This window comes from Herpetosiphon geysericola, from assembly GCF_001306135.1.
GTDB classification, from domain to species: Bacteria; Chloroflexota; Chloroflexia; order Chloroflexales; family Herpetosiphonaceae; genus Herpetosiphon; species Herpetosiphon geysericola.
On the sequence record NZ_LGKP01000035.1, the window covers coordinates 474,099 to 499,826 of the forward strand.

The following is a 25,728-nucleotide window of genomic DNA, read 5'->3' on the forward strand; positions in this document are numbered from 1 at the left end:
GCCTCAATGAATTGTCCTCGCTGTGGCACGCCCAATACTCCTGATCGCCAATTTTGTAGCCAATGTCAAGCACCTTTGGCTGTCGCGCCAAGTGCTAGCAACGATTTACCTCCTTGGCTCCAGGATCTTGATCAGCAACAAACCGTTGTGCCCGCCAAACGTGGTACATCGAGCCTCCCACCATGGTTGCAAGAAGATAGCCCTGCACCGCCAGCTGCGCCGAGCGCCGACGCAATCCCTGCTTGGTTACAAGAGTCGGCGGCCCCTGCGCCAGCCCAAAATGCTAGCACTGCTCCTGCTAATAGCGAGGAGCTTCCGCCATGGCTGCGCGATTTGCAGGCAACCACGCCCGCAATTCCAGCTGATGAGCCATTGCCAGCAACAGCTAGCCCTGAGCAACCTTTGCCAAATTGGCTCTCAGATCTCCAAGCGCCCTCGAATGCTCCCTCAGCGGCTCCAGCAGCGAGCAACGATATCCCATCGTGGTTGCAAGGTACGGTTGAATCAACGCCACCAGCATCACCACCGCCAGCGGCGAGCAATGATATCCCATCGTGGTTGCAAGGTACGGTTGAATCGACCCCACCAGTAGCGCCACCGCCAGCGGCAAGCAATGATATCCCATCGTGGTTGCAAGGTACGGTTGAATCAACGCCACCAGCATCACCACCGCCAGCAGCAAGTGCTGATGAAGAACCGATGCCAGCGTGGTTGCAGCAATTACGCCCTAGTGAGCCTGCACCACCGCCAAGTATTGCCTCATTTGCTGAAGATAACGATGAACCAGTTATTGCACGCCGCGCTGGAACTGGTAATTTGCCCGATTGGCTCAAAGATTTTGATACAGAACCACCAGTCGTGCAATTATCTGATGTTGATTTAAATGCAGCTGGCCCAAGCGATGATGTTCCGCCTTGGCTAAAACCTGCAACAGCACCTTTGAAAACGCCAGCACCAACGGCACCAGCAGCGAGCAGCGACGTGCCGTCGTGGATGCAAGTGGATGCTCCGGCAGCGCCAACACCAGCGTCAAGTACTGGCGATGATGTACCAGCATGGTTGCGCGGCGATTTAGCCGATGCGCCACCAGCAAGCCCAACGGTCAAACTTGATAGCAGCGAGCAGGATGTACCAGCGTGGTTGCGTGGCGATTTAGAAACGCCAGCGCCAGCAGCACCAGCAGCGAGCAGCGACGTGCCGTCGTGGATGCAGGCTGATGCTCCGGCAACGCCAGCAGCACCAGCGGCAAATGCTGGCGATGATGTGCCCGCGTGGTTACGCGGTGATTTAGCCGATGCGCCAGCGCCAGCAGCACTAGCAGCGAGCAGCGACGTGTCGTCGTGGATGCAGGCTGATGCTCCGGCAACACCACCAGCGGCAAATGCTGGCGATGATGTACCAGCATGGTTGCGCGGCGATTTAGCCGATGCGCCACCAGCAAGCCCAACGGTCAAACTTGATAGCAGCGAGCAGGATGTGCCCGCGTGGTTGCGTGGCGATTTAGAAACGCCAGCGCCAACGGCACCAGCAGCGAGCAATGATGTACCGTCGTGGATGCAGGCTGATGCTCCGGCAACGCCACCAGCGGCAAATGCTGGCGATGATGTACCTGCGTGGTTGCGTGGCGATTTGGAAACGCCAGCGCCAGCAGCCCCAGCAGCGAGCAATGATGTACCGTCGTGGATGCAGGCTGATGCTCCGGCAACGCCACCAGCGGCAAATGCTGGCGATGATGTACCTGCGTGGTTGCGTGGCGATTTAGCCGATGCGCCAGCGCCAGCAGCCCCAGCAGCGAGCAATGATGTACCGTCGTGGATGCAGGCTGATGCTCCGGCAACGCCACCAGCGGCAAATGCTGGCGATGATGTGCCCGCATGGTTACGCGGCGATTTAGCCGATGCGCCAGCGCCACCAGCCCCAGCAGCGAGTGGCGATATGCCGTCGTGGTTACAAGCGGATGCTCCGGCAACGCCACCAGCGGCAAATGCTGGCGATGATGTGCCCGCGTGGTTGCGTGGCGATTTGGAAACGCCAGCGCCAGCAGCGCCAACAGCGAGCAGCGACATGCCGTCGTGGATGCAGTCTGATGCTCCGGCAGCGCCACCAGCGGCAAATGCTGGCGATGATGTGCCCGCGTGGTTGCGTGGCGATTTAGCCGATGCGCCAGCGCCAGCAGCACTAGCAGCGAGCAGCGACGTGTCGTCGTGGATGCAGGCTGATGCTCCGGCAACACCACCAGCGGCAAATGCTGGCGATGATGTGCCCGCGTGGTTACGCGGTGATTTAGCCGATGCGCCAGCGCCAGCAGCACTAGCAGCGAGCAGCGACGTGTCGTCGTGGATGCAGGCTGATGCTCCGGCAACACCACCAGCGGCAAATGCTGGCGATGATGTACCAGCATGGTTGCGCGGCGATTTAGCCGATGCGCCACCAGCAAGCCCAACGGTCAAACTTGATAGCAGCGAGCAGGATGTGCCCGCGTGGTTGCGTGGCGATTTAGAAACGCCAGCGCCAACGGCACCAGCAGCGAGCAATGATGTACCGTCGTGGATGCAAGCGGATGCTCCGGCAACGCCAGCAGCACCAGTGGCAAATGCTGGCGATGATGTACCCGCGTGGTTACGTGGCGATTTATCTGATGCGCCACCAGCACCAACAGCGAGCAGCGATGTACCGTCGTGGATGCAGGTGAATGCTCCGGCAGCGCCAACACCAGCGTCAAGTACTGGCGATGATGTACCCGCGTGGTTGCGTGGCGATTTAGCCGATGCGCCACCAGCAAGCCCAACGGTCAAACTTGATAGCAGCGAGCAGGATGTACCAGCGTGGCTGAAGGCCGATTTGGATGCAGCTCCGGCAGCGAGTGGCGATGTACCATCGTGGTTACAAGCCGATGTTCCGGCAACTCCAGCAAGCGGCGATATTCCGTCATGGTTGCAGGCAGATGGAGCTGATCTACCGCCTGTGAGTCCAACTATCAAACTTGACTCCAATGAGCAAGATCCTAATGTTCCTGCTTGGCTCAATGATCTTGAAACGCCGCCTTCTGCTGCACCAGCTGATTCACTGAATTGGATGCATGAAGAAGCACCAACCATCAAACTCGATAATCAAGCAGCAGGCTTGCCTACGTGGTTGCAAGAAGACTTGCCAACCGTCAAGTTGGATAGCACTGCTAGCAATGTGCCTGCTTGGTTGCAAGATGATGTCACGCCTATCGTTCCGCCAGCCAGCGTCGAGCCGAGCATTCCGCAAACGCCAAGCGCAAAGACTGAAGCTGCGAATGTGCCTGCGTGGTTGCGCGATGATTTGGATATTGAGATTCCTGCTACACCGGCAACTGCTGCGCCAAGCCTGCCTAGCAACACGCCTTCATGGTTATTGGATGATGAGCCTGCTCAAGCTGCTCAAGATGATAGTTTGTTGGGTAGTGTTGATTTGCCTGCGTGGCTGCGTCAGACAGTTAAGCAGGAAGAATCAACCCCCGTGGTTGAGCCAGATGCGGCTCCGACTATTGCTGAATCAGCGGATTGGCTGCGGGTTTTAGGTGAGCCAGAGCCTGTAGTTGCGGCAAACGCTGCAACAACTGGCCGCTTGCTCGATCAAGCTCCGCCTGCCTTGCTGAACCGAACACCTGAACGAGTTTCGGCTATGCATTTGTTACAAGATTTAGTTACGAAGCCGCTGCCAGAGCCAGCTGAAGTCCCAATTGTGGCAACGCCGCCATGGTGGCAACGCATTGGGACACAGCGAATTGTGGCAATCTTGATGTTGCTCAGCTTGATTGTTGGGCTACTCGTGCCGAATCTGCTTGCGATCAATACCCAAGCCTTGACGATTGGCGGCAATACGAGCGATCTCTACAATTATGTTGAAACGCTCAACCCTGAAAGCCGTGTGTTAATTGCCTACGAAGGCGATTTACGCCATAACGCCGAGTTGGGGCCACTAGAACAATCAATTGCCCAACATTTGATCGATCGCAAAGTGCCAATGTTGTTGCTTTCGACCGATACCGAAGGCAGCTTGCTTGCCAGCCAACGAGCCGCCCAATTCCCAATCATCGATCCAACGACAGGCTACACGGGCGAAGGCGCCGAATATCTGAATCTTGGTTGGGTCAAAGGCAACGAAGTTGGAATTGCCCAGCTGGGCAGTAATTTGCGCGGCACAATTGCCAATCTCTTGCAAAATCGCGAGGGCGCTGATGTTAATTTGTTGCGCATTATGTCGAAGCTCAATTCGAATAATCAACTTGATCGACCGCGGATTACCACCACCAGAGATCTTGATCTGTTGATTGTGGTTGCTGATGAGCCAAGCGATGTTCAGCGCTGGATGGAGCAATTCTGGTCTCGTGAACCATCTCTGCCAGTGGCAATTTTAACCACGAACGAAGTTTTACCCCAAATTCAACCTTATGTTGATGTTAACGTCAACGGCAATCAGGCGGCAATTTATACTGCTGCTGGCTTAGTTGGTGAGCAGCAATATACGGCGCTGCGTTCGATCGACACCAGCAGTAATGGCTCGATCAACGCCCTGAGTTTGGGCATGATCACCACGATTCTGGTGGTGCTGGTGGGCGGATTGCTTCAGTTGCAACGGCGTATCCGTGGAAAGAGGAATAGCTTGTGACAACGCTTGGACCTTGGATCGCCTTTGGCTTGACATTAATTGTGCTCAGCCGGGCATTTGGCGAAAATCCACTCTTTCGCTTCAGCCAATATTTGTTTGTTGGTTTGGCGCTTGGCTATACCCTAACTGTGGTCGTTACAACAGTCTTTATCGTGCCAAGCGGCGATATGCTCGATAATCCCAATAGCGTTGGGACTGCCTTGTTTATTGTGCCAGTCCTCGTTGGGTTGCTCTTGTTGACCCGTTTGCGCACCCAACAGCTTTCGTGGCTGGCCAACGTGCCATTGGCGCTGTTGTTTGGGGTTGCCGCCGCCATTGCGATTGCTGGCACCATTCTTGGCACATTGCTGCCCCAATTACAATCATCGTTCTTCTCGGTTACGAGCTTTACTGATGGCAGCAATTTAGCAGTAGCCCTTGGCAAACTTGTGTTGGTCATTGGGGTTGTCTTGGTCTTGCTATCGTTTCGCTTTAGCAAGGCCGCAACGCCAGAAGCCGCTGATCATAGCGAAACACTCAAGCCAAGCATGGTGGCAAAAGTTGGTCGGATGTGGCTCTTGCTAAGTTTGGGGGCGGTCTTTGCCGCTACGTTGATCACCTATCAATCAGCCTTGATTGATCGTATCCAGTTTTTGCTGCGGCAATTAAGCGTGATCTCTTAGGGGTTGCGAAAGGATTGATATGACGACCGCTGATCCTGCTGCACTGCTTGTCGTTGATATTGGCACGTTGTTTACCCATGTGGCGTTGCTCGAATTGGTTGCTGGCGAGTATCGCTTGTTGGGTCGTGCCCAAGCACTCTCAACCTTAGAGCCACCAATTGCCGATGCCTGGCAAGGAATTCTGACGGCAATTCGCGAAATTGAGCAACTTACTTTTCGGGCGATTGCCCACGTTGATGGCTTGATGACGCCGCATCGCCCAGATGGCTCGGGCGTTGATGGCATGGTGGTGAGCACTAGCGCTGCCGGAACCTTGCCAATTGTGCTGGCGGCGATCTCGAATGATACAACTGGCGCAAGTTTGCGGCGGGTGGCGCGTTCGAGCTACACCACGGTGCTCGATATGGTGACGCTCGATGAATATGGCGACCCCGATTTGGCCGAAGGCGAAAGCTGGATCGACTATCAGCTAGCCAATTTGGTGCGCTTGCCAGCAGCAACGGTTTTGATGGCTGGTGGCATTGATGGCGGCAACTCAGCGCCGCTTGAACGTTTGGCCCACATGCTTGGCTTTACGGTCTTGCGGCTCGAACAAATTAATTCGCGCGAGTTTGCCCATGTGATTTTTGCTGGCAATACCGCCGCCTACCCTGGCATCGAAGACGCGCTTTCAACAATTGCGCCAATTACCGCAACCTCGAATGTGCTGCCAGCAATTGGGGTTGAGCAATTAATGCCAGCGCGCTTGGAATTAATGCGCTCCTACAACGATCGGGTGCTGCCAAAACTGCCAAGTTTCAACCGCATGCGCGCCATGAGCAGCGATTTGGTGCGTTCTACCAGCGATGGCTTCGGGCCGTTGGTGCGCTTTATCGCCAAACATCATGGCCGCAACACCTTGATTGTGGATATTGGCGCCATGACCAGCGCTGGCTATGCTTCCGATGGCACGCAATTGCATCTCACAGTTGAAACCAATTGTGGCACAGCCTATGGGATTGCTGGCTTGGTTGATCAAGCTGGGCCTGGCAATATTACCCGTTGGTTGCCCTTTGAAATGAGCGATTCGGCTTTGCGCGAGCATATGCTCAATCGGTTGATTCGCCCGCAAATTGTGCCAATCGACCGCGAAAGTCTCTTGATTGAACAAGCGTTGGTGCGCGAAGCGCTGCGGGTGGTCTCAAATGATCTGTTTGATGAACAGCCTCAATTAGCCAGCGATTTGATTATTGCCACTGGCGGCCCGTTGACCCATACAATTCACCCAGCCCAAGCCTTGTTGAGCCTTGTCGATGGGCTTGATTTCGGGCGCTTGCAACAATATCGCGATCGCAGTTTGTTAATTAGCGATATTTACCTTGATCGCGATGGGTTGTTGGCGCTGGCTGGCGCGACTGCCTGGAAGTATCCTGATGCAAGTTTTTGCTTGCTTGAACAAGATATTTTGCGCAATGGAGCCTTGGCTAGCTATTTGTTGATCAATAGCTCGTTGCGCTTAGGTGATTTGGTGGCTGAAGTTGAGCTTGTGCCAGTTAGCGGCGCACCAATCATTATCCAAATTCACCATGGCGAGATTCGCCGCTTGCCATTGGCTCATGGCAAACGGGCAACCCTGCGCTTGCGCCCAACCAAACAAGTGCAAATTGGCGCAAATTTGCCAGGCGAAGTGGTCGAAACCGCCTTGGCAGCGATTACTGGCAGCACGCTTGGCCTGGTGATTGATGCCCGGCCTCGGCCTTTAGCCCAACGCAACAGCGACGCGCAAAGCCGTAATCAACAATGGCAATGGCTCAATCAATTGGGTGTGGTTGATGGACTCAATCCGTATGCGCCCCAATCTGATGAGCAAGCGCTGCCCGCATTTGAGCCAATTCCGACAATCAGCCGCATTCCAGAACCTGCGCCAGCGCCAGCCCAAATGCTGCCAGAGCGCGAGGAGCCAAACGCGATTCCCGATTGGCTACGCGAAGAAGGCGAAAACGCCAACGATCTGGCAATGCCAGCGCCGAGCGAGTTTGGCATCGAAGAACCATTGCCCGATTGGCTGAGCGGGCTGGATGTGCCAGTGAGTAGCGAGCCAGTGTTGGATTTGGGCGAGCGCCAAGCTTCGCAACCAGTGGCGCCTGCCGACTTTAGCGCTTTGCGCAGCGAGTTGGAAGAACAAACCAAGCCCAAACGTGGTTTCTTCCGTCGTAAATAAGCCAATTGCATGGCGATCAGCTTTTGGTTAAGCTGGTCGCCATGCGTTTAATCCCGCTAAAAATCCCCCACAAGATCAAAACTTCTGCGCCAAAAGGGTTTGACAGCGTTTGCTGGCGCGTGTTATGCTGATCGCTAGTTCACAGCGCTGCACAAAAAGCTTGATTGTTGGTATTTATGCCATTCTAAAGCGCTAGACTGCTGTTTACCCATTGTTGTCATTTTCCCCTTTTTCACTCTAGCTTAGAAGGAGCGAGCCATGCACAAACGCCTCACGCGGGTACTGGGAACTATTTTCTGTGTCCTCGGGTTGGGTTTGGCGCTCTTTGGCTTTGACGGCGCATGGCGTGCCTATGGTCAAACCGCAGGCCCAACCCCAACTCCTGATTTCGATCTGCCGATTACCAAAGCCGTTAGCCCAAGCAATGGCTTGCCCGGTGATACGGTGACCTTCTCGATCAATGTCACCAACGATCAGCCACAAACTCAAACCAACGTGGTCATTACCGATAGCGTGGTTAATTTCTTGGAAGTTGTTGGCGCAAGCAGTAGTAAAGGCACTGCCAGTTTCAGCGGCCAAGATGTGCGTGCCGATGTTGGCACATTAGCCAGCGGCGAATCGGTGACGTTAACCATTACGACGAGAATTCGGGCTGGCACAGCAGCTGGCACCATCGGCCAAAATGTGGCAATTGTCAATACTGCCAGCGGTTCAAGCTCATCAAGTAATGTCGTGACCGTTACGGTTGGCGGCGATACGACCGCCACGCCTACACCACTGCCAACCCAAGCCCCAAGCGGGCCAAAATTGGTGGTCGAAAAGTCGGCTAGCCCTGCGAGTGGCAAAGTTGGCGATTTGATTAGCTTTAAAATTGTGGTGCGCAATACTGGCGGCACAACCGCTCCTGCTGTGGTGGTCAACGACCGGATTCTCGATTTCTTAGAAGTCGTCAGCGTCCAAACCAGCAAGGGTAGCGCAACTACCACTGGCCAAGCTGTCAAGGTCAGTGTTGGCGATTTGGCTGCTGGCGAAAGCGTCACGATTGTGATTACCACCAAGATTCGGCCTGGCACGACCAGCGGCCAACAAGGGATCAACATCGCCGAAGCAGTTGCCAGCGATGGCACTGGTGGCTCATCAAGCACACCTAGCAATCCAGTTGCAATTGCGGTCGATCGCAGCGCCCCAGTTGGCTTGCCTGACACCAGCGCGCCGAGCCAAGCTTCGTGGATTTTCTGGCTTGGTTTGGGCTTGTCAATCACAGGCGGGCTGTTGCTCATGGTCAGTCGCCGCCGGAGCGAAGCTTAATCAATGAATATCTTTCGTCGTTATCTCACTGGGTTGCGGCGCTGGCTCTGGCTCTTAGTGCTAGGGCCAGTCGTCGCTGCTGGCGCGGCCTATGCCATCAGTAGCCGTCAAACGCCGCGCTATGCAAGCAGCACGCGGGTGATTGTTGGTCAAACCCTGCAAAATAGTAATCCCGATTATGGCAGTTTGGTTGCCAGCGAGCGCTTGGTTTCGACCTATGCCCAAATTGCCCAAAGCCGTACAACGATCGAGGCGGTTGAGCAACGCTTAAATGTACGCGATATTGCAAGCTCGGCGATTATCACGACGCGGCCAGTGCAGGAAACTGAGTTTTTGGATATTGCGGTTGAGGCCGACGATCCACAACAGGCTGCTGATATTGCCAATGCAATTGCCGAACAGCTGATTTTGACCAGTCCGGCAGGGCCTCAAAGCGCCGAGGCCAAATTGCTCGATGAGGTTAATCGCCAGATTGCGACCCTCAACGAGGAAATTACCCGCACCGACGAGGAAATCAAAACTCTCAAAGCTGAAATCGAACAAATCGGGGCCGATAAGCCTGCTGCCGAATCGTTAATTGCTAATTTGCAACTCAAGCAACAGAGCCAAAATCAAAATCGCCAAACCCTCAGCACGTTGTATAGCACGGCGCTTGGCAATCGGGCCAACTCAATTAGCGTTGTCGAATCAGCGTTGGTCAATCCGACTCCAATTGCGCCACGGCCAATTCGCAGTGCAATATTGGCCGGAATTTTGGGCTTTGCCTTGGTGTTTGGCTTGGCCTTGCTGCTCGAATATTTCGATGATAGCGTGCAAACTCCCGACGAAGGCGTTGATTTGGTCAATGCGCCGTTGCTGGCAGCAATCGTCAAACAAGAAACCAAAGTGACCAAAGCTGCTCAGCGTTTGGTTTCACGCCTCGATCCGCGTTCGCCAACCGCCGAAACCTTTCGCACCTTGCGCACCAATCTGCAGTTTTCGAACGTTGATACTAAAGCCCGCACCTTGATTGTGACCAGTAGCCAACCTGAGGAAGGCAAAAGTACCGTCGCGGCCAATTTGGCGTGGGTGCTGGCTCAAGCAGGCCAACGGGTTGTGCTGATCGATGCCGATTTGCGCAAGCCAATGATGCATCGGGTGTTTGAGGTAAGCAGCGAATATGGCTTGACCAACTTGCTGACCAACAACGAAGATCCAACCATTCGCGATCGCACGGTGCTGCCCGTTGCCGAAAATTTGTGGCTCATTCCCAGTGGCCCGTTGCCGCCGAATCCATCGGAATTGCTTGGCAGCAAGCGCATGGAAATGCTAATTTGGCTGTTGCAACAAGAATACGATTGGATCTTATTCGACACGCCGCCAATTTTGACCGTAACCGACCCAATTGCTTTGATTCCACGCGTCGATGGGGTTGTGCTGGTGGCCGAAGCCAAACGCACCCGCCGCGATATGCTGGCCAAATGTCGCGCTGCAGTTCAAACGGTCGGCGGTCGGCTGATTGGCTTGGTCTTCAACAAGCTTGATGCGCGCTCCGAGGGCTATGGCGTCTACTACACCTACTACTACGATCAGCATCATAACGCCAATCGTGGCCGCCGCTTCTGGCAGCGTAAAGATGATCATCAGCCGGTGCCAAATATGAGCGAGCCAGCACCGTTGGATTTGCACGATTCAACGCTTGAGCGCTCAGAATCGGCCTATGAGATGGCTAGCCATGAGCAAACTAAGTAATTCAAGCGCAATCAATCAAGCTCCTAAGAAACGCCGCTTGCGGCGTTTTTTCCTATATGCTTTGGGGTTGCTTGGGCTGTGGCTTGGGTTGCTGGCTTGGTTGAGCTACCAACTGTATGCTCACAGCCAAAACATCCGTGATTTATTGCAAACCAGCCCAGTGCGTAGCAGCCAAGCCCAAGCCTTGTGCAACGAGCTTGCGTCAACCAATACAAGCGGTATTTGGCTGCGCCGTTTGAGCTTGCCGTTACACCCCATCCTGCGCCAAAGTGATGCTTGGATCGGTGCGCTGCCCGCTGCTAGTGATGTTGCGCAGCAAGGCTTGGGCTTAACAGAGGGTTATTGCCACCAATTTAATCCCTTGCTTGCGCTGCTCGATCTGCCTGCTGAACAACGCACGCAGCAAATGCTCAATTGGCTGGTTGCCAATCAACCAAATTGGCAGCAACTCCAAAGCGATGTGCAGCAATTGCAACAAACATGGCGCAGCGTACCAACCAGCCTGCAAACAGCGCCATTGTTGGCCAACTATCAAGCTTCCATTGACCAATTTGACCAGCAATTAACGGCGGCCCAAACCAGCCTTGGCTTGCTTGAACAAGCGTGGCCGTTGCTTGCTGATGGTTGGGGCACAAAAAAACCGTTGCGTTTATTGATTGCTGGCCAAAATCCGCTTGAATTACGGCCAAGCGGCGGCTTTATTGGCAGCATTGCAACCTTGACGCTTGAGCAAGGCCGCATTAGCGACATGGCGTACTTCAACAGTGCCGATTTTGCGGTGGTTGCGCCTGCTGGCTCGGCTATGCCCAAGCCCTACAACCAGTATTTGCGAGCCTCGCTTTGGACCTTGCGCGATGCCAATTGGTGGCCCGATTGGCCAACCTCGGCCCAAAGTTTGCAAACATTTTGGCAATTAAACCAACAGCCTGACGTCGATGCGGTGATTGCGCTCGATCTGTATGGCTTGCAAGGCCTGATTCAGGTGCTTGCGCCCGTGGAGATTGCTGGCTACGGCCAAATATCGCAAGCAGCCAGCCTTGAGCACATTTTTGGCCTTTACGACGGCCAGAACGTGACTGGTGATAAACAATTTTTGGCAGCCTTGTTTCGCAGCACCCTCGAAACTGCTCGCCATGCCAATTTCAGTCAGTGGTTGGAGCTTGGCGCAAGCTTACAAGCATCGTTGCAGCAACGCCATTTAAGCATTTATTTCAATGATCAAACTAGCCAAAGTCTGATGCTTGCCAATGGCTGGGCTGGCGCAATGCCCCAGGTTGCGCACGATGTGCTGGGCTTGGTCGACGCTGATTTATCCTATAGCGATGGCCAAAATTTTATTGAACAACGTATGCAGCTTGATGTGCAACTCGATGCCCAAGCGCGGTCATTAACCAACACGCTGACAATTACCTATACCAATCGCTATGATGCTTGGCGCGCCGATTTGAGCAAGCACGCGGTTTATGGCTATTGCTACAACATCGGTTTGGCAATTCAGCAGCGCATTCCTGGCTGTTATGGCGACTATGCCCGGGCTTATTTGCCGATCAATGCGCTGCCCTTGCACTTGGAGGGCGCTGATACGCCGCCAGATATTGCGCAGGAAGGCCAGCTGACAAGCGTTGGTTGGTATATGTTGCTCTACCCGGGCCAAACGCGCACGATTCGGCTGAGTTATTTGCCTAATTTGCAAAGCCAACCCTATCAACTAACTTGGTTCAAACAGGCTGGCACGTTGGCGCATCCAATTCATGTTCGTGTTAGTCAAGCTGGGCAAACGGTCGAATGGCGTGGTACGTTGCAACACGATCACGAGCTGAGCTTTATTGATGCTGCAATTCAGCCAGCCCCAAGCGACGTGCCAATCACCGCTGATCAGCAAGCCGCTGAGCAAGCTTGGCAACTCTGGCAGCAAGGCGAAACCAGCGCCGCCCTCGACCGCTGGCAACGCAGTAACACGCTTGATCGTGCCTTGGATGCGGTGGTTAGCCTGCGCTGGACGCACGATCCAAGCACTGCCAAGCAACTTTTGCAGCAACTGCAACCATTGTTGCCCGATTCTGGGAGGGCGGCCTTTTTGGCTGGTTGGCTGGCTGAGCTAAACGATGATGATGCCGCTGCCTTGCAAGTCTATCAAACCGCTTTGGATCGCGAACCAACGAGCCAAGCTGCGCGTTTGGCCTTGGCCTTGCTGCAACTCAAACGTGGCGATGGCGCTATTGCCCAAGCAACCCTGCAAGGGCTAGCAAATCCTCGGCTAGCTTTGCAACGCTTGGCGTTTGATCAACGCATGGCTGGTGATTTGGCGCAAGCTGAGCGCTATTATCAATTGCTCTTGACGCTCGATCCAAGCGATCGCACGGTTTGGGAAGATCGTTATTGGCTGCGGCGTTACGCCAACGATCAGCCAGATTGGCCAGCAGTTGAGCGATTGGCGAATGAAGCGCTGAGCGCGTTTCCGAATGATGCGATGTGGTTGAGCCGCCGTGCTGAGAGCTACGAGCGTCAAAATCTACCTCAACAGGCAATTAGCGATTGGCAGCAAGTTACCATAATCTCGCCAACTAATAGCTTGGCTTGGTATTATTTGGCATTGCAGCAACGGGCTGTGGGCGATTGGCCAGCAGCCCAAGCATCGCTTGAACAATTGGTTAAGCTTGATCCACAAGCTGATTATTATTTGGTGCTGGGCGACACGTTGCGCGAATTGAATTTGGTGGCAGAGGCGCGCAAGGCTTATGCAGACGCGGCTAAGCTGAACCCTGACCATCCTGGTTTGGCCGAGCGCTTGCGGCTGGTGGAAGCAAGCCCGTGAGTCATCGCCTGCTCAAAGATACTGCGCTCTATGCCTTGACGGGGGTGGCAACCAAACTGATTGGGGCTTTGCTGCTGCCTTTTATCACCCGTTTGCTCAGCCCTGAGCTGTATGGCAGCGTCGATCTGATTAGTTTGGTTGGCTTATTTGCGATTGAGTTGGTGACGTTGGGCAGCGATTTTGCCTTGGCGCTCTATTTTCATGAAGCAACCCTTGAGCGGCGGCGCTTGGTTGGCTCGCTCTGGCTGGCGCGCTTGCTTTTGGGCTTGCTCATGGGATTAATTGGCCATGCACTAGCCCCATGGCTTGCTATACAACTGCTCGAACGCAGCGATCCGCAAACGATTTTAGCCTTGCGCTTGGGTTTGTGGGGCCAGTTGGCGAATGGCATCATCAGTCTGTGGTTTACAACCTTGCGACAAGAGAGCAAAGCCCTGCGTTTGTTTGGGCTAACTGTGCTACGGGTGGCGGCAACGGCCTTGCTGACAATTGGCTGGATGTTGCAAACGAGCCAGCGCTTGAGTGCCTATTTTGGCGCGATGTTGGTGGTTGATTGTTTGCTGGCGCTTGGCTTGACGCTGCTGATGCGTGACCAACTTGGTAGGCCCGCTTGGCAACTGCTGCAAACATTACTGGTTAAAGGCTTGGGCTTTTTGCCACGCTCGATCTATTTTGTGGCTATGACTTTGATCAATCGCCAAATTTTGCTGCATTTTGGCTCGTTGGAGCAAATTGGCCACTATGCAGCGGCCACCAAAATTAGCTTTATCGTGTGGATTGTGATTAGTGCTGCCAATCAGGCTTGGTTGCCGTATAGCCTAGCGATTGCCAACACGCCGACCGCCAACGCTAGCTATCGCCAATATCTGAGCAGCTACACGATGCTGTTGGGCGCAGCAACGACTGGTCTGGCCTTATTTGCCCCCGAGTTGCTGCGAATCTTGACGACTGGCGATTATTTGCCAGCAGCGCCAGCGGTTGGCTGGTATGCACTTAATTTGATGGCTATTGGCTTATTGACGGTGCTAGCAACAGGCCTAACGATTACCAAAGCAACTGCGGTTTTAGGCCAAACCAGCTTATTAACCGCGATTTTGAATGTTGGTTTGGCGATGATGCTTGTGCCGTGGTTGGGCTTGGTTGGTGCTGCCATCGCCGCCGCAGGCGATCAATTGATCGCTGCTTGGTTGGTTTATCGCGCGGCCCAAAAGCGCTATCCAATCGATTTTGATGTTAAGGCGGTGCTTGCTTGGCTCAGCCTCACCATCGCCTGCGTGGCGCTGGCAAGTTGGTTGCCATTGGCGTTTAGTTGGCCATTGATTGGCCTCAAATTGGCGCTTATTGGCGTGTGGTTGGCGTGCTGTTGGCGCTGGGGCCAGCCAAGATTGCTGTTGCGCTTGCTGCGGAAATGACGATTTTCTCGAAACGCCCAAAGATGTAATGGAAGAACATAGAACATAGAACATAGAGAAAGGGGATTGGGGATCGGAAATTTAACGCTGCTTCTCTGCGTTAAACGAACAGATATTTAACGCAGAGAAGCAGAGAAATTATGTTGCTTGGCTGGTGGCTCTGGGTTGGCACGATCATAATCCTGATAATCTGTGCCAATCTGTGGCAAAAAACGAAACCTTCGTGTGCTTCGCGGTTACATACCTTGTGCCCTTTGTGGATAGCAACTATTTATTGCTCGCTAGGCAGGTCGCGGCCTCGCCCAGTTTCATGGGCATAAGCCCATGGCTGAATATCTGGTGGCTCGATGCCTAAAGATGTCAGGATTGCACAAATTTGCTCGCGGTGAATGTTGCTATGGTGCAGCGCTTGAGCAATCAAGGCTCCGGCGTGAATTTCATAATCCCCTGAAACAAGGATCGTTAGCTGCTCGCCATCGACTGGCTGGGTGAAGAATTGCTGCCAATTGTTGGCTGCTTCGTCAGCGCGCGCTTCAAGCACAGCAAAATCATTGCTCAGATCGCGATTGAGTAGCCATTCTGGTGCATTGCCTGAAAGATGATGCAAATAGCGCGCATCAGACAAAATAATATGATTGAAGGTGGCGATGATATTGCCATAACTGCCGACTGCCGTTGTGGCAAGTTGCTCTGCGCTAAGCTGGCTACAGACCTTCAGGAGCACCTTGGTTGCCCAACTATTGTGCTGAAATGAATCGAACAAAACTCCGTTCATAGGCTCTCCCCGAGTTTAACAATCGATTAGCACGAATGTACTGCAAATAGAGGTTTGTGTCAACGCCAAGGCTGGAGCATGCTTTAATTGGCAGGGTGAGCTGTGAAGCTGAAAAGCGTGAAATTATTGAAGCTTGGAGCGTTGCGCGAGGAGTTGTTGGCGCAGCACTGCTTGCTTGAGGCTTTTGATCGAGCGTGGTTTGATCTGTTGGGTTAGCTTGAAACTGCCGATCAATAAGCCACCGCCAAGCACCAATTGCAAACAACCAAAGAGCAGATCAGCCATCGTTGCCTCAATAAAAACAATTTAATCGGAAGAAACTGTCTAATCAAGTATAGCGATGGCTGATCTGCTTGTCAAATTACTCTAAATGTTTGAAGCTCAGGTCAATCGAGCGTGCATGCAGGTGTTTGACTGCGAGGGTCGCCGGATGGGTATGCAAAAATTGCTCAAATTCGCCCAGTTCCTCAGGATGCAAACACCATTGATTGCCTTGGCCCAAACTGGCTAATTTCAAATTGGAAATATAGCGAAAGGTCAGCGAAAGCTGCTTAACCGAATCGTCAATCCACTCGCCATCATCATCGACATAGGTTTTTTCAACTACCAAATGGCGGGTTAAATTATAACTAAAATGTGCATTTAATCCGTTCTGTTCAACCCCCCATTGAAACAGCAACATATCACCATCATTGGCCAGATCACAATCGTCAATCCGAATTTCGCGATAGAATCCAAGCATCAGGTTGAGCGCATCTTCAATGGCAAGGTATTCAAGCACTTTGTCAGATTGTTCTAGCCACAGGTTAAAGCGGTCTAGCACATGTTTTGCTTGCATTCCATGTTCCTATTCTAGGTCTATGATTCCGATCCTTGCATGATGCTGTATTGTAAACTATTTATTGTCGTAATTGAAAACGGCTTGGGCAAATCGACCTAAAATGCAGATTGGCGATGCATTGGATCTTTTCACCACCCCTCCGCCCCGCCTCAAGGCGGGGAACGCAGGGTGTTTTCATCCCCCTGCACCCCCTAAAGCACAATTAGTGATGCTAAGGCGTTCGCCGCTAAAATTGTGAATGAGTGATGTGAGAGGAAAAGATCGCATCTAAAATACGAAAACCTCTGACGGTTCACGTCAGAGGTTGGGAGTGGACTAACAATGCTATTCAAAGTAGCGAACTGCTTGTTGTGCACCACTAAACTCAACCCAGTTTTGTTTAGTGGTGCCAGCATATTGGCAATGTTCAAAATAAACGCAATAGCGACCATCTTCAACTTTTTCAGCATGTTTATAGGTAGCAAGATACAATTTATTACTATTGCTTGAATCGTCACGATAATAGATTAAGACGCGATCGATTTTACGGTTTCCTGCCATTTCCCAATTCCCGCTGCTTCCAGTTCCGTCGTTATTGAAGGTTAGTAAGTGACCACGGGTAAACAATACCAATAATTGTTCGCCTGGTTGAACAAAATCTCGTGCATGCATAGTGCTACCTCATTGCATCACTATCACCAATTTAAGATAGTGTTAGGTTCCAATATAGAGATTTTTAGGCCTGTGGTCAAGGATTAATCGATATCCAATTGTTGGGAATTTTCTGGCGCAAAATCATAATTCCAAGGTATGTAGCTCTCAGCAACCCACCGCCATTTGCTTAGTTTTGGCCAGCCTCGCCAGCCATAATCACGGCAATTGGCTTCATACGGGCCAACGGCTTAATCAAATTGGCTTCGATTTGCAATTCCATCACCCGTTCGATGTCTTTGTAGGCCAACGGCGATTCATCGACGCTCCAGCCTTCGACGTGCACACCATGGGCCTTGATGACTTTTTTGGCCTCGCTGGGGCTGATGACCGCGCGGGCTTTGGAGCGGCTGTACAAGCGGCCTGCACCGTGTGAGGCACTATGTAAGGCTTCGGGGTTGCCCAAGCCTTCAACCACATACGAAGCCGAAGCCATGCTGCCAGGAATTACGCCGCGCACGCCGACTCCGGCAGGCGTTGCACCCTTGCGATGCACAATCAGATCGCCTTCGCGCCAGGCAAAATTATGGTGATTTTGAATTGTGGCGACTGGCTTGAGCTTGCTGCGTTGGGCAAATAAGCGGTGAATAACTTCATGATTGGCTTGGGCAAAAGCTCCGGCTAATTCCATCGCTGCCCAATATTCTTGGCCTGCTTCGCTATCCAAATCGAGCCATTCATACATTTTGGGCACATTGGCTTTGCTGGCGGTTTCTTGCACTGCAATGTTGCTATAGTGCTTAGCGATGGCGTAACCAACCCCGCGCGAGCCGCTATGGGTCAGCAAGCCAACAAATTCGCGAGGCAAATCGTTTTCGCCCATTCGTTCGCCAATCACAATGTTGGCAAAGTGGTTGCCGCTGCCGCTAGTGCCAAGTTGGGCAATCGCCTTTTCGCGCAAGCTGCGGGTTTGGGCGGTCAAATTCCAGTTTTTTATGCCTAAAATTGGGTGATCCGGCCCGCGTTTGCGGGTTGCGCCCGAGCCAAACACGGTTACTTCAGCTAAATCGCGAAACAATTGCTCACGATGGCGTTGAATTTCCATTGGTGCTTCAGCAAAAATGGTCAGATGCATGCGACAACCAATATCGACCCCAACCATCATCGGCGAGACGGCGTTGTGCGCGGCAAAAACCCCGCCGATTGGTAAGGCAAAACCTGGATGCGCATCGGGCATCAAGGCTCCTTGGGCGGCAATTGGCAGACGCAAGGCCAGTTGTAATTGCTCTAAGGCAGCGGCTTCAATATCGACCCCAATTTGGCCATAGGCTTTGTAGGGTTGGGCCTGCTCGTTGAGGCGAGCCAGTTCAGCAGGTTTGCCAAATTCGGCCTCAACTTGGGCCACAATCTGCAAATCCTTGGAGCCACTTTTTTTGAGGGCGGCGGCATACTTGGCAATGGCCGTGAAGCGTTTATCGCCACGCCATGGCTTCAGCAAAACATTTAGTTTCATAAATGTGAGACTCAGTTCTAGTATATGTTGGTTTAGCTGCAATCACTATAATTAATACAGGCAGGCTTGCAGATCAGGCGCAATGTTGACCTCTGCTCAGACTAAATCCGTAGTATTGACTCAGCCCATCGTCAACAACTGGCGCGTTAGACGGTTTTCCCATAGCGCAAACGTAGCATTGTATTGAGATATTCGATGAAAACGGGGATGTCAAAGGGTTTGGAGAGGTAGGCATCGGCGCCAGCATCGGCTCCACGTTGAAAATCGACTTGTTCCGAGCGCACAGTCAACATCATCACCGGAATGCTATAGCTGGTTTTGATCCGGCGGCAAACTTCGGTGCCTTCGATCATGGGCATATTCACGTCGAGAATCACCGCATCTGGGCGTTGGCTGGCAACTTTTTGCAAGGCCTCCAAGCCATCGCGGGCCACCGAAACCCGATGCCCTTCGAGCGCTAAAACCTGTTGAACCAAACGCAAAATATCTTGACTATCATCAACCAATAAAATGTGCATACGGCCTCCAAAAAGTGCAATGAAGCCATTATACTCAGCATGTCCCCCATGATGGTGATGAAGTATCCCCCAATAGTCCTGTTTTCGAGGATGCCACAGCGTTCAGCGTGATCGCTCCTTGGTGGACATGGCTCTGTTGCTTGAGTTGATCGGCGGCCTTGGCATAGCCGCCATTATTGCCATCGATAAAATGAACTTGCCGCCCCATGCGCTCAAAGACAATGCAGGTCATCAAAGCACTATCTGCAACATGCAGGCCATAGTTTAAGTTGCCAGCTTGGCGTTCTTGATCGAGAAATTGCTCAAGTTGTTGGCGTTGGGCTGGCGTGCCTGCAATCACCATGCGCAACATTGCATCGTATTTGCGATAATCGGTGCTGGCCTGCAAAATCTGGGGATATTCGGCCCAATCGGTTAATTCGGTTTTAGCTCCAGTTGCCAACAAGAACTTGCCAAGTACGTTGAGCCACCAAATATTATTCAGATAGCGTAGTTGTTGCAATTTGCTGGAGCCGCCGCGCAACCGAGCTTCGGCCCACAGATCTTTAGGCCACAACGATAAGCTAATTTGCTGCACATCAACCGGATGATGCTCAGCGTCTGCGCCATAAATTGCCTCGATTTGCTCGATCACATGGCGATTGATCTGGTTGCGCTCGATACTGGTAGCGGCTTCGGCCCGCACTAACAACGAAACCGTCTCGCCATAGCGGCTAGGAATCTCTTGCCAACGACATTCGAGTCCATCGAGCAAGCCTGGCTGATCGCTGGGCTGGGCTGCGAGTAAATATTTGGCCCCCAAAATTGGATCTTTAATCGTTTGCTCGACGAAGGTCAAGCCATCGCCATTAATCATGGCTTGAGCATAATTCTCCGAGACGGCAAATTTGGCAATTTCAAGCTGATAGCGATGGGCATACACTTCGCTGATTGGAATAATGCCGACGCGTAAATGCAGATTGTAAATCGATTGGCTCAGATGTTGAACCGCTTGCAGCGCAGGCTTGGCTTGCTCGACCAACCATGGCGGCAACAATAAGGTTGCACCATCGCCACCAAAAATAAATGGCAAATCGAGATTGGACTGCAAATTCAGCAAGGCCACAATCGTGCTAGCCCCAATGAAGTTCACATCTTTATAGCGACCTTCAGCAATCGCTTTGGTCGATTGTTCAATATCACTCACCACAATATACCAATCGGCAGGGACTTTTTGATAGCAACTGGCATCGGTAATTTGGACAAAATCGGTGATAATAGGTAAGGTTGCATAGAAGTTGTGCGCCATTGATGACCTCGATTTGTGAAAAGGTTTCCAAACACCGTGAACATGGCTATAAAGCTCATAGCGTAGCGAACGGACATTACAAGATAGATTACGCAATTCGTGCCATGTGGATGGATTGCTGGATAAGGAGTTTTGGCATGCGTCGAATGCTATTGGGATTCGTAGGTTGCATTTTAGTTGGTTGTGGTGGGACGGTCGGCAATCCGAGTGCAACTCCGTTGCCGAGCCTTGAGCCAACTATTGAGGCAATGGTGGCAAGTGTTGTGCCAACAAACACGCCTGTTGCCACTGCTGCTGCTAGCCCCACTCGTTTGCCAACCCAAACAGTTGCGCCCGAAATTACCAGCAAACCAGTCGAGTTGGATACGCCAACCTTGAACGAGCAAAACGCGCCGCCAACCGCTGCGCCGCAACCAACTGCCAACCCTAGCAGCAACCCCGGCCAACCAGTGCGCATGGTCATTGAAACCATTGGGCTGGATCTGGCTCCGGTTTCAGTTGGTTTGGATCAACGTAATGTGCCAATTGTGCCAAAACACGATGTTGGTTGGTACAATCTGAGCGCGCAGCCTGGTCAAGGCGAAAATGTGGTGCTTTGGGGCCATGTCTTGCGCTGGAAGGATGCGCCGAATGTACCAGCGCCTTTTGCGCGGGTGAAAGATGTAGCGATTGGTGAGACAATTAACCTGTATAGTGCCGATGGCAGCGAATATCGTTACCGCGTAACGGAACAAGTGTGGGCTACGCCTGATCAAGTGCAATATATTTTGCCAGTTGGTTCAGAGCGTTTGACCTTGGTTTCGTGCATTGGCGACCAAGTGATTGTTGAAGGCAATTTAGAGCTGAGCCATCGCCTAATTACAATTGCCGAGCCAATTCGTTAAAAGGAATTTGCCGATGGCTGAAAATCTGCCCGACTTGCATGTGCCAGCAGTTCAGACCTTGGGCCAGCGCTATGGTCATGGTCGCTTGTGGTGGTATCTGTTTGTGGTGCTGTTTGTGGGCGTTTTTTTTGGCATGATGGCAATTGTTGGCATTAACGATCTCAACGATAACGTGCGTCTGCCAGTCATTTGGCAATTGGGCATGCAGCGTTTGAGTATTGCGAGCATTGGCCTAGCCAGCCTGATTTTTGCCAGCTTTGGCTGGCTGATTGGCTGGATGCTGCGCAAAGTGGCAATTTGCCGTGTACGATCAGTGGTTTTGGCAACGCTGTTTGGCTATTGGGCGGCCTATATTCTGTTTAATTGGCCGCCCAGTTTATTGTGGCTTACCAATAGCCCGCATACAACCTACTATCGGCATATGCTGAGCGCTATGTTGGTGGCGATTGGCTGTGTAGCTGGGCCAATTGCCTTGGTTATGGGGCCACGCCGTTGGGCAGGAGTTTGGCTGTTTAGTCAATTGGGGCTTGGTTTTGTGATTGCCAGCATCACGCATTGGCTGGTAATCAACGATTTTGATGGCCTTGGATTAACCTTCTTCCTGCTAGCGATCCTCGTTATCTACCCACTTGGCCTAAGTTGGTGGTTTAGCTATTATTTACGGCGCCAAATAATGCCCTTATAACGGCACGGCATTTAGGTCTATAATTGGGGGACTATGAAACAATCTGTACCTGCATCTGCGCGCAAATTATTGGATAGCCGCTGGCTTAAGGTTGGCATTGGGGTCAAGCGTTGGCTGGTACTCATGCTGCTGGGCCTGATGTTTTCGGCGCTGGGCTTGGCATTTGGCCTGCGCGAACTCTATACGACGGTTGAACTGCCAGCGATCTTTTACTATTTGACCTTGCAATTCTGGCCGCGCACCATTCGCATGATCATCTTGTGTTTGGTGGGAATTATGGCCACTGGGATTGCGTTTCGCCATCTGAATCGGGTTTTGCTGAGTGCAGCCTTGCCCCGCAATACTGCCCCAATCGATTTGGCCGAAACCTTGATTGGCCGCAGCCGCACCCGTCATGGCCCCAAAGTGGTGGCAATTGGTGGCGGTCATGGGCTTTCGACCTTGCTCAGCGGCCTCAAACAATATACCGATAATATTACGGCGATTGTGGCGGTTGCCGACGATGGTGGTTCTTCAGGTCGCATTCGCCAAGAATTTGGCATCTTACCGCCAGGCGATATTCGACGCTGTTTGGCAGCTTTGGCTGAAGCCGAACCATTGATGACCCGCTTGTTTGAGCATCGTTTCCAAGCTGGCAGCCTCGAAGGCCATACCTTTGGCAATTTATTTATCACCGCGCTGGCCGAAGTAACTGGCTCGTTTGGCGAAGGCGTGCGCGAGGCCAATCGGGTATTGGCGGTGCGCGGCCAAATTGTGCCAGCCACGCTTGATGATGTGGTGCTGTGGGCCGAGTTGGAAAATGGCGAGCATATCAGCGGCGAATCACGGATTGCCAAAAGCGGCCAGCGGATCAAACGGGTCTATCTTCAGCCGCAAACTGCCTTAGCCGTGCGCACCGCGATCAAAGCAATCGAAGAAGCAGATTTGATTATTGTTGGGCCTGGCAGTTTATACACCAGTTTGCTTTCGAGCTTGATGATTAGCGAAGTCAACCAAGCCATTCGCGAGGCGACCCAAGCGGTTCGGGTGTATGTGTGCAACGTAGCGACCGAGCCAGGCGAAACCGACCATTTTGGGGTGCGCGACCACTTGCAAGCGCTCGTCGAGCACGTTGGGCCTGATGTGTTTGATGTGGCTTTGGCCAATAGCGATGATCGTCAGAACCATCGTTTTGCCCCAGAATGGCAAGGCCGCACGACGGTTGTGCCGCTTGATCAAACCACAGATTTGCCAATTCGGGTGCGTACTGCCAACGTCATCAACCCTGCCAATCCATTGCGCCACGACCCAGTGCGTTTGGCCCGTGAGTTGATGCGGGTTTTGGAAAAAGAGCGCCAAATGGGCCGCTTGTGACAGAAATTGACACATGGTTGTGCTAGGGTCTGGCCTAGAGGGCAGTGATCAGGAAAAATGGAACCGCGAAGATCACAAAGATTGCAACTGAAACAATAATAACAATCCAACAGACAAATATTAGGGGGTGCAGGGGGATGAAAACCCCCTGCGTCTCCCTCCGGCGGAGGGACGGAAGGGAGGCGAACGAGGGGCCAGTGATCAGCGCTCAGGGATCAGGAAAAACGCAACCGCGCAAGCCGAATGTTGTAACTGAAACAATAATAACAATCCAACAAGCAAATATTAGGGGGTGCAGGGGGATGAAAACCCCCTGCGTCTCCCTCCGGCGGAGGGACGGAAGGGAGGCGAACGAGGGGCTAGTGATCAGCGCTCAGGGATCAGGAAGCACGCGAAGATCACGAAGGGGCGAAGGATCAGAGATCAGGAAGTTTTAACGCAGAGGCGCAGAGAAATTATGGCTTATGGCTATTGGAACATAATCTCAATAATCTGTGCCAATCTGTGGCTAAAAAATAGCCTTCGTGCACTATGAGGATTAGTTGTTGGGGATTGGTGATCAGGAAAAACGGAACCGCGAAGATTGCCAACGCGAATGGTTGATTAAGCCAACTAGGTTAGGAGCACCGCATGCCACTCGATTTTAATCAAGTTGGCCAACAAATTAAGCAAATGGGCGGCGATTTGCGCCAAACTGCCAATCAACATGATCAATTGGTTGCTACAGCGTGGGCAAATTTGGAGCAACAAAGCCCGCGTTGGGAACATTGGGCACGCCATGCAGAGGAAAATTATCTGCGTAGTCCATGGCTTTTGGCGGCTCCCGCCGAGCCGATTACCAATCGTTATCGCTTGCCTAAATTTGCGCCAAATTATTGCTTGGCGGCAGTTGATGGCTCACAAATCGACCTTGATCGGCATTGGGCGGTTGAGTGCTTTTTGATTAACCTTGGGTTGGTGACGATTCAATATGGCCAACAGCCCTATTCCAAATTGCATTCGGTGCCAGCTTTGCACTACAACGATCAAGAATTGTTGCTGCGCGATAAAGATGGCCGCAGTTATAAAATGGCTGGAGCCTTGGTCCATGCCGAGCGTGACACTCGCGAAGGGATCGCGCTGGCGAGTTTAGCCCAAGAGATTTTGGCCACCAGCACCGCGCCGTTAGTCGCAATGCAAGATGGCACGCTCATTCGCTGGTCGTTGAGCGGGCTTGATCCATGGGTGCGCAGCCATTTTTTGCAACGCTATCTTGATGAAGGTTTGGCTGCTTTACGAGCTGCCGACGTGCCAACCTGCTCTTACATTAGCCACCCCAAAGCGCCTGAAGTGACTGGAATTGCGCGTTTGATTGCCAAACCAACCTTGAACAGTGCCAGCAAAGCAGAAGGCATTATCGATCCCTATCCTGGGATCAACGATACAAAATTATTTGGCAATGGCTTGTTGGGCGATGGCGAACGCAGCGCGTTATTCAAAAGCCTCTCCAAAATTAATGTTGAAGAATATGGCGAGCACGCGATTTACTTCTTCTACCTGAATGTTGGGGCCGAATTAGCCAGAATCGAAATGCCCGAATGGGTAGCGCAACGGCCTGAATGGGTTGATTTGATTCACGCAGTCGCGTATGATCAAGCCCATCGTGGTGGTGGTTATCCGGTGGCGTTGGCGCGGGCGCATGAACAAGCAGTGGTGCGCGAAAGCGATCGCCGGGTGTTTCGCCAAATGATTGAGCAAGCCCTGTGGCATGCTCGCTTGAGCAATGGCTCATCATTAAAACAAGATGCCAAAGCTCAAGTGCGGGTTTAACTCTTTTAGCTATAGCCTATCCTCGATAGCCTATACCCAACGGATATGCAAGAACAACGTATTGGTGAAGTGATTGAAGCAAGCTCAACTCAATGGACAACTGGCGCATATGAGTTGCTGAATGCGCCGCCGTTTGGCTCGTTGATCAAGGCTGGCTGCTATGATAACGATTTGTGTGTCTATGGCTTGGTCTACGATATTCGAACTGGCAGCCGTGATCTTGGCGGCAAAGCTATGGTGCGTGGTGGTCGACGCTACGATGGTAGCGAGTTCTACGACGACCAAATTTATAGCGAACATCCTGATCTCGCCGCCGTATTGCAAACCGAGTGGAGTGCCTTGGTAATTGGCTATGAGCGGGCTGGCCGGATTATTCATTATCTGCCACCGCAACCGCCAACCGTCCACTACAGCGTCCATTTGTGCGATGATAATACCGTGCATCGTTTTACCCAGCACTGCGATTTCTTTCGCATGGTCTTACACGCCAATTTGCCGATTGTTGATGAACTTTTGGGCACAGCGATTCGTAATGCTGCCGAATTACAAGCCAATCGGCGTGAATATGAGTTGTATGCAGGCCGCGAATTAGCCCGCTTATTGCGCGACGATTACGATCGTTTGCGCGTATTGGTGCGTATGTTGACCAGCTAAATCAGGAGGACG

At 52.5% G+C, this 25,728-nt stretch carries 19 protein-coding genes; 12 read left to right on the forward strand and 7 right to left on the reverse strand.

What is annotated here, in order from left to right:
- Positions 1 to 6: 6 nt before the first annotated feature.
- The 7 genes from SE18_RS22870 (at position 7) to SE18_RS22900 (ending at position 14,766) form a co-directional block, all read left to right on the forward strand.
- The gene (locus SE18_RS22870; protein ID WP_054536788.1) at positions 7 to 4,638 is read left to right on the forward strand and encodes a zinc ribbon domain-containing protein; all 4,632 of its coding nucleotides are present in this window, start codon (positions 7 to 9) and stop codon (positions 4,636 to 4,638) included.
- A complete protein-coding gene (locus SE18_RS22875; protein WP_054536789.1) occupies positions 4,635 to 5,300 on the forward strand; it encodes a hypothetical protein in 666 nt (221 codons plus the stop codon). Before SE18_RS22870 ends, SE18_RS22875 begins: the two co-directional genes overlap by 4 nt.
- 19 nt (positions 5,301 to 5,319) lie before the next feature.
- Positions 5,320 to 7,500, forward strand: coding sequence for a glutamate mutase L (locus tag SE18_RS22880; RefSeq protein WP_054536790.1), 2,181 nt, complete (start codon positions 5,320 to 5,322; stop codon positions 7,498 to 7,500).
- 258 nt (positions 7,501 to 7,758) lie between these two features.
- The gene (locus tag SE18_RS22885) at positions 7,759 to 8,808 is read left to right on the forward strand and encodes a DUF11 domain-containing protein (protein ID WP_054536791.1); all 1,050 of its coding nucleotides are present in this window, start codon (positions 7,759 to 7,761) and stop codon (positions 8,806 to 8,808) included.
- 3 nt (positions 8,809 to 8,811) lie between these two features.
- Positions 8,812 to 10,539: a polysaccharide biosynthesis tyrosine autokinase gene (locus tag SE18_RS22890; protein WP_054536792.1), complete on the forward strand. Its 1,728-nt coding sequence runs from the start codon at positions 8,812 to 8,814 to the stop codon at positions 10,537 to 10,539.
- Positions 10,523 to 13,354 carry a DUF4012 domain-containing protein gene (locus SE18_RS22895; RefSeq protein WP_054536793.1) on the forward strand — a complete coding sequence of 944 codons (2,832 nt, stop codon included), beginning with the start codon at positions 10,523 to 10,525 and terminating at the stop codon, positions 13,352 to 13,354. Before SE18_RS22890 ends, SE18_RS22895 begins: the two co-directional genes overlap by 17 nt.
- Positions 13,351 to 14,766 carry a lipopolysaccharide biosynthesis protein gene (locus tag SE18_RS22900; RefSeq protein WP_054536794.1) on the forward strand — a complete coding sequence of 472 codons (1,416 nt, stop codon included), beginning with the start codon at positions 13,351 to 13,353 and terminating at the stop codon, positions 14,764 to 14,766. Before SE18_RS22895 ends, SE18_RS22900 begins: the two co-directional genes overlap by 4 nt.
- A gap of 271 nt (positions 14,767 to 15,037) precedes the next feature.
- Here the strand turns inward: SE18_RS22900 and SE18_RS22905 are convergent, their stop codons facing one another.
- The 7 genes from SE18_RS22905 to SE18_RS22930 form a co-directional block, all read right to left on the reverse strand.
- Positions 15,038 to 15,541 (reverse strand): DinB family protein, encoded by a 504-nt coding sequence (locus tag SE18_RS22905; RefSeq protein ID WP_054536795.1) that lies wholly within the window; start codon positions 15,539 to 15,541, stop codon positions 15,038 to 15,040.
- A 123-nt stretch (positions 15,542 to 15,664) separates the two neighbouring features.
- Positions 15,665 to 15,826 carry a hypothetical protein gene (locus tag SE18_RS27610; RefSeq protein WP_160319540.1) on the reverse strand — a complete coding sequence of 54 codons (162 nt, stop codon included), beginning with the start codon at positions 15,824 to 15,826 and terminating at the stop codon, positions 15,665 to 15,667.
- 76 nt (positions 15,827 to 15,902) lie between these two features.
- Entirely contained in the window at positions 15,903 to 16,379 is a 477-nt protein-coding gene (locus tag SE18_RS22910; RefSeq protein WP_054536796.1) for a hypothetical protein, read from the reverse strand.
- A gap of 327 nt (positions 16,380 to 16,706) precedes the next feature.
- Positions 16,707 to 17,033, reverse strand: a complete 327-nt coding sequence (locus tag SE18_RS22915; RefSeq protein WP_054536797.1) for a hypothetical protein — start codon at positions 17,031 to 17,033, stop codon at positions 16,707 to 16,709.
- 169 nt (positions 17,034 to 17,202) lie between these two features.
- A complete protein-coding gene (locus SE18_RS22920) occupies positions 17,203 to 18,525 on the reverse strand; it encodes an RtcB family protein (RefSeq protein ID WP_054536798.1) in 1,323 nt (440 codons plus the stop codon).
- Positions 18,526 to 18,671: 146 nt separating this feature from the next.
- Positions 18,672 to 19,043, reverse strand: coding sequence for a response regulator transcription factor (locus SE18_RS22925; RefSeq protein ID WP_054536799.1), 372 nt, complete (start codon positions 19,041 to 19,043; stop codon positions 18,672 to 18,674).
- Between the two features lie 34 nt (positions 19,044 to 19,077).
- A complete protein-coding gene (locus SE18_RS22930; RefSeq protein WP_054536800.1) occupies positions 19,078 to 20,331 on the reverse strand; it encodes a DUF3095 domain-containing protein in 1,254 nt (417 codons plus the stop codon).
- Between the two features lie 137 nt (positions 20,332 to 20,468).
- On the opposite strand from SE18_RS22930, the gene SE18_RS22935 reads away from it, so the two are divergent.
- The 5 genes from SE18_RS22935 to SE18_RS22960 all read left to right on the forward strand — a co-directional run bounded on the left by SE18_RS22935 (position 20,469) and on the right by SE18_RS22960 (position 25,716).
- Positions 20,469 to 21,215 (forward strand): sortase domain-containing protein, encoded by a 747-nt coding sequence (locus SE18_RS22935; protein ID WP_054536801.1) that lies wholly within the window; start codon positions 20,469 to 20,471, stop codon positions 21,213 to 21,215.
- A 13-nt stretch (positions 21,216 to 21,228) separates the two neighbouring features.
- Positions 21,229 to 21,900, forward strand: a complete 672-nt coding sequence (locus SE18_RS22940; protein ID WP_054536802.1) for a hypothetical protein — start codon at positions 21,229 to 21,231, stop codon at positions 21,898 to 21,900.
- Positions 21,901 to 21,933: 33 nt separating this feature from the next.
- A complete protein-coding gene (locus SE18_RS22945) occupies positions 21,934 to 23,253 on the forward strand; it encodes a gluconeogenesis factor YvcK family protein (RefSeq protein ID WP_054536803.1) in 1,320 nt (439 codons plus the stop codon).
- 630 nt (positions 23,254 to 23,883) lie between these two features.
- Complete coding sequence (locus SE18_RS22955) at positions 23,884 to 25,062, forward strand: DNA double-strand break repair nuclease NurA (protein WP_054536805.1); 1,179 nt, start codon at positions 23,884 to 23,886, stop codon at positions 25,060 to 25,062.
- 45 nt (positions 25,063 to 25,107) lie between these two features.
- A complete protein-coding gene (locus SE18_RS22960; RefSeq protein ID WP_054536806.1) occupies positions 25,108 to 25,716 on the forward strand; it encodes a hypothetical protein in 609 nt (202 codons plus the stop codon).
- The last annotated feature ends 12 nt before the right edge of the window (positions 25,717 to 25,728 follow it).

What these genes read in the sequence shown, in the direction of transcription:
- SE18_RS22870 (WP_054536788.1), top strand. Translation starts at nt 7, where the DNA reads ATGAATTGTCCTCGCTGTGGCACGCCCAATACTCCTGATCGCCAATTT.
- SE18_RS22880 (WP_054536790.1), top strand. Translation starts at nt 5,320, where the DNA reads ATGACGACCGCTGATCCTGCTGCACTGCTTGTCGTTGATATTGGCACG.
- SE18_RS22885 (WP_054536791.1), top strand. Translation starts at nt 7,759, where the DNA reads ATGCACAAACGCCTCACGCGGGTACTGGGAACTATTTTCTGTGTCCTC.
- SE18_RS22890 (WP_054536792.1), top strand. Translation starts at nt 8,812, where the DNA reads ATGAATATCTTTCGTCGTTATCTCACTGGGTTGCGGCGCTGGCTCTGG.
- SE18_RS22895 (WP_054536793.1), top strand. Translation starts at nt 10,523, where the DNA reads ATGAGCAAACTAAGTAATTCAAGCGCAATCAATCAAGCTCCTAAGAAA.
- SE18_RS22905 (WP_054536795.1), bottom strand. Translation starts at nt 15,541, where the DNA reads ATGAACGGAGTTTTGTTCGATTCATTTCAGCACAATAGTTGGGCAACC.
- SE18_RS27610 (WP_160319540.1), bottom strand. Translation starts at nt 15,826, where the DNA reads ATGGCTGATCTGCTCTTTGGTTGTTTGCAATTGGTGCTTGGCGGTGGC.
- SE18_RS22910 (WP_054536796.1), bottom strand. Translation starts at nt 16,379, where the DNA reads ATGCAAGCAAAACATGTGCTAGACCGCTTTAACCTGTGGCTAGAACAA.
- SE18_RS22915 (WP_054536797.1), bottom strand. Translation starts at nt 17,033, where the DNA reads ATGCATGCACGAGATTTTGTTCAACCAGGCGAACAATTATTGGTATTG.
- SE18_RS22920 (WP_054536798.1), bottom strand. Translation starts at nt 18,525, where the DNA reads ATGAAACTAAATGTTTTGCTGAAGCCATGGCGTGGCGATAAACGCTTC.
- SE18_RS22925 (WP_054536799.1), bottom strand. Translation starts at nt 19,043, where the DNA reads ATGCACATTTTATTGGTTGATGATAGTCAAGATATTTTGCGTTTGGTT.
- SE18_RS22930 (WP_054536800.1), bottom strand. Translation starts at nt 20,331, where the DNA reads ATGGCGCACAACTTCTATGCAACCTTACCTATTATCACCGATTTTGTC.
- SE18_RS22935 (WP_054536801.1), top strand. Translation starts at nt 20,469, where the DNA reads ATGCGTCGAATGCTATTGGGATTCGTAGGTTGCATTTTAGTTGGTTGT.
- SE18_RS22940 (WP_054536802.1), top strand. Translation starts at nt 21,229, where the DNA reads ATGGCTGAAAATCTGCCCGACTTGCATGTGCCAGCAGTTCAGACCTTG.
- SE18_RS22945 (WP_054536803.1), top strand. Translation starts at nt 21,934, where the DNA reads ATGAAACAATCTGTACCTGCATCTGCGCGCAAATTATTGGATAGCCGC.
- SE18_RS22955 (WP_054536805.1), top strand. Translation starts at nt 23,884, where the DNA reads ATGCCACTCGATTTTAATCAAGTTGGCCAACAAATTAAGCAAATGGGC.
- SE18_RS22960 (WP_054536806.1), top strand. Translation starts at nt 25,108, where the DNA reads ATGCAAGAACAACGTATTGGTGAAGTGATTGAAGCAAGCTCAACTCAA.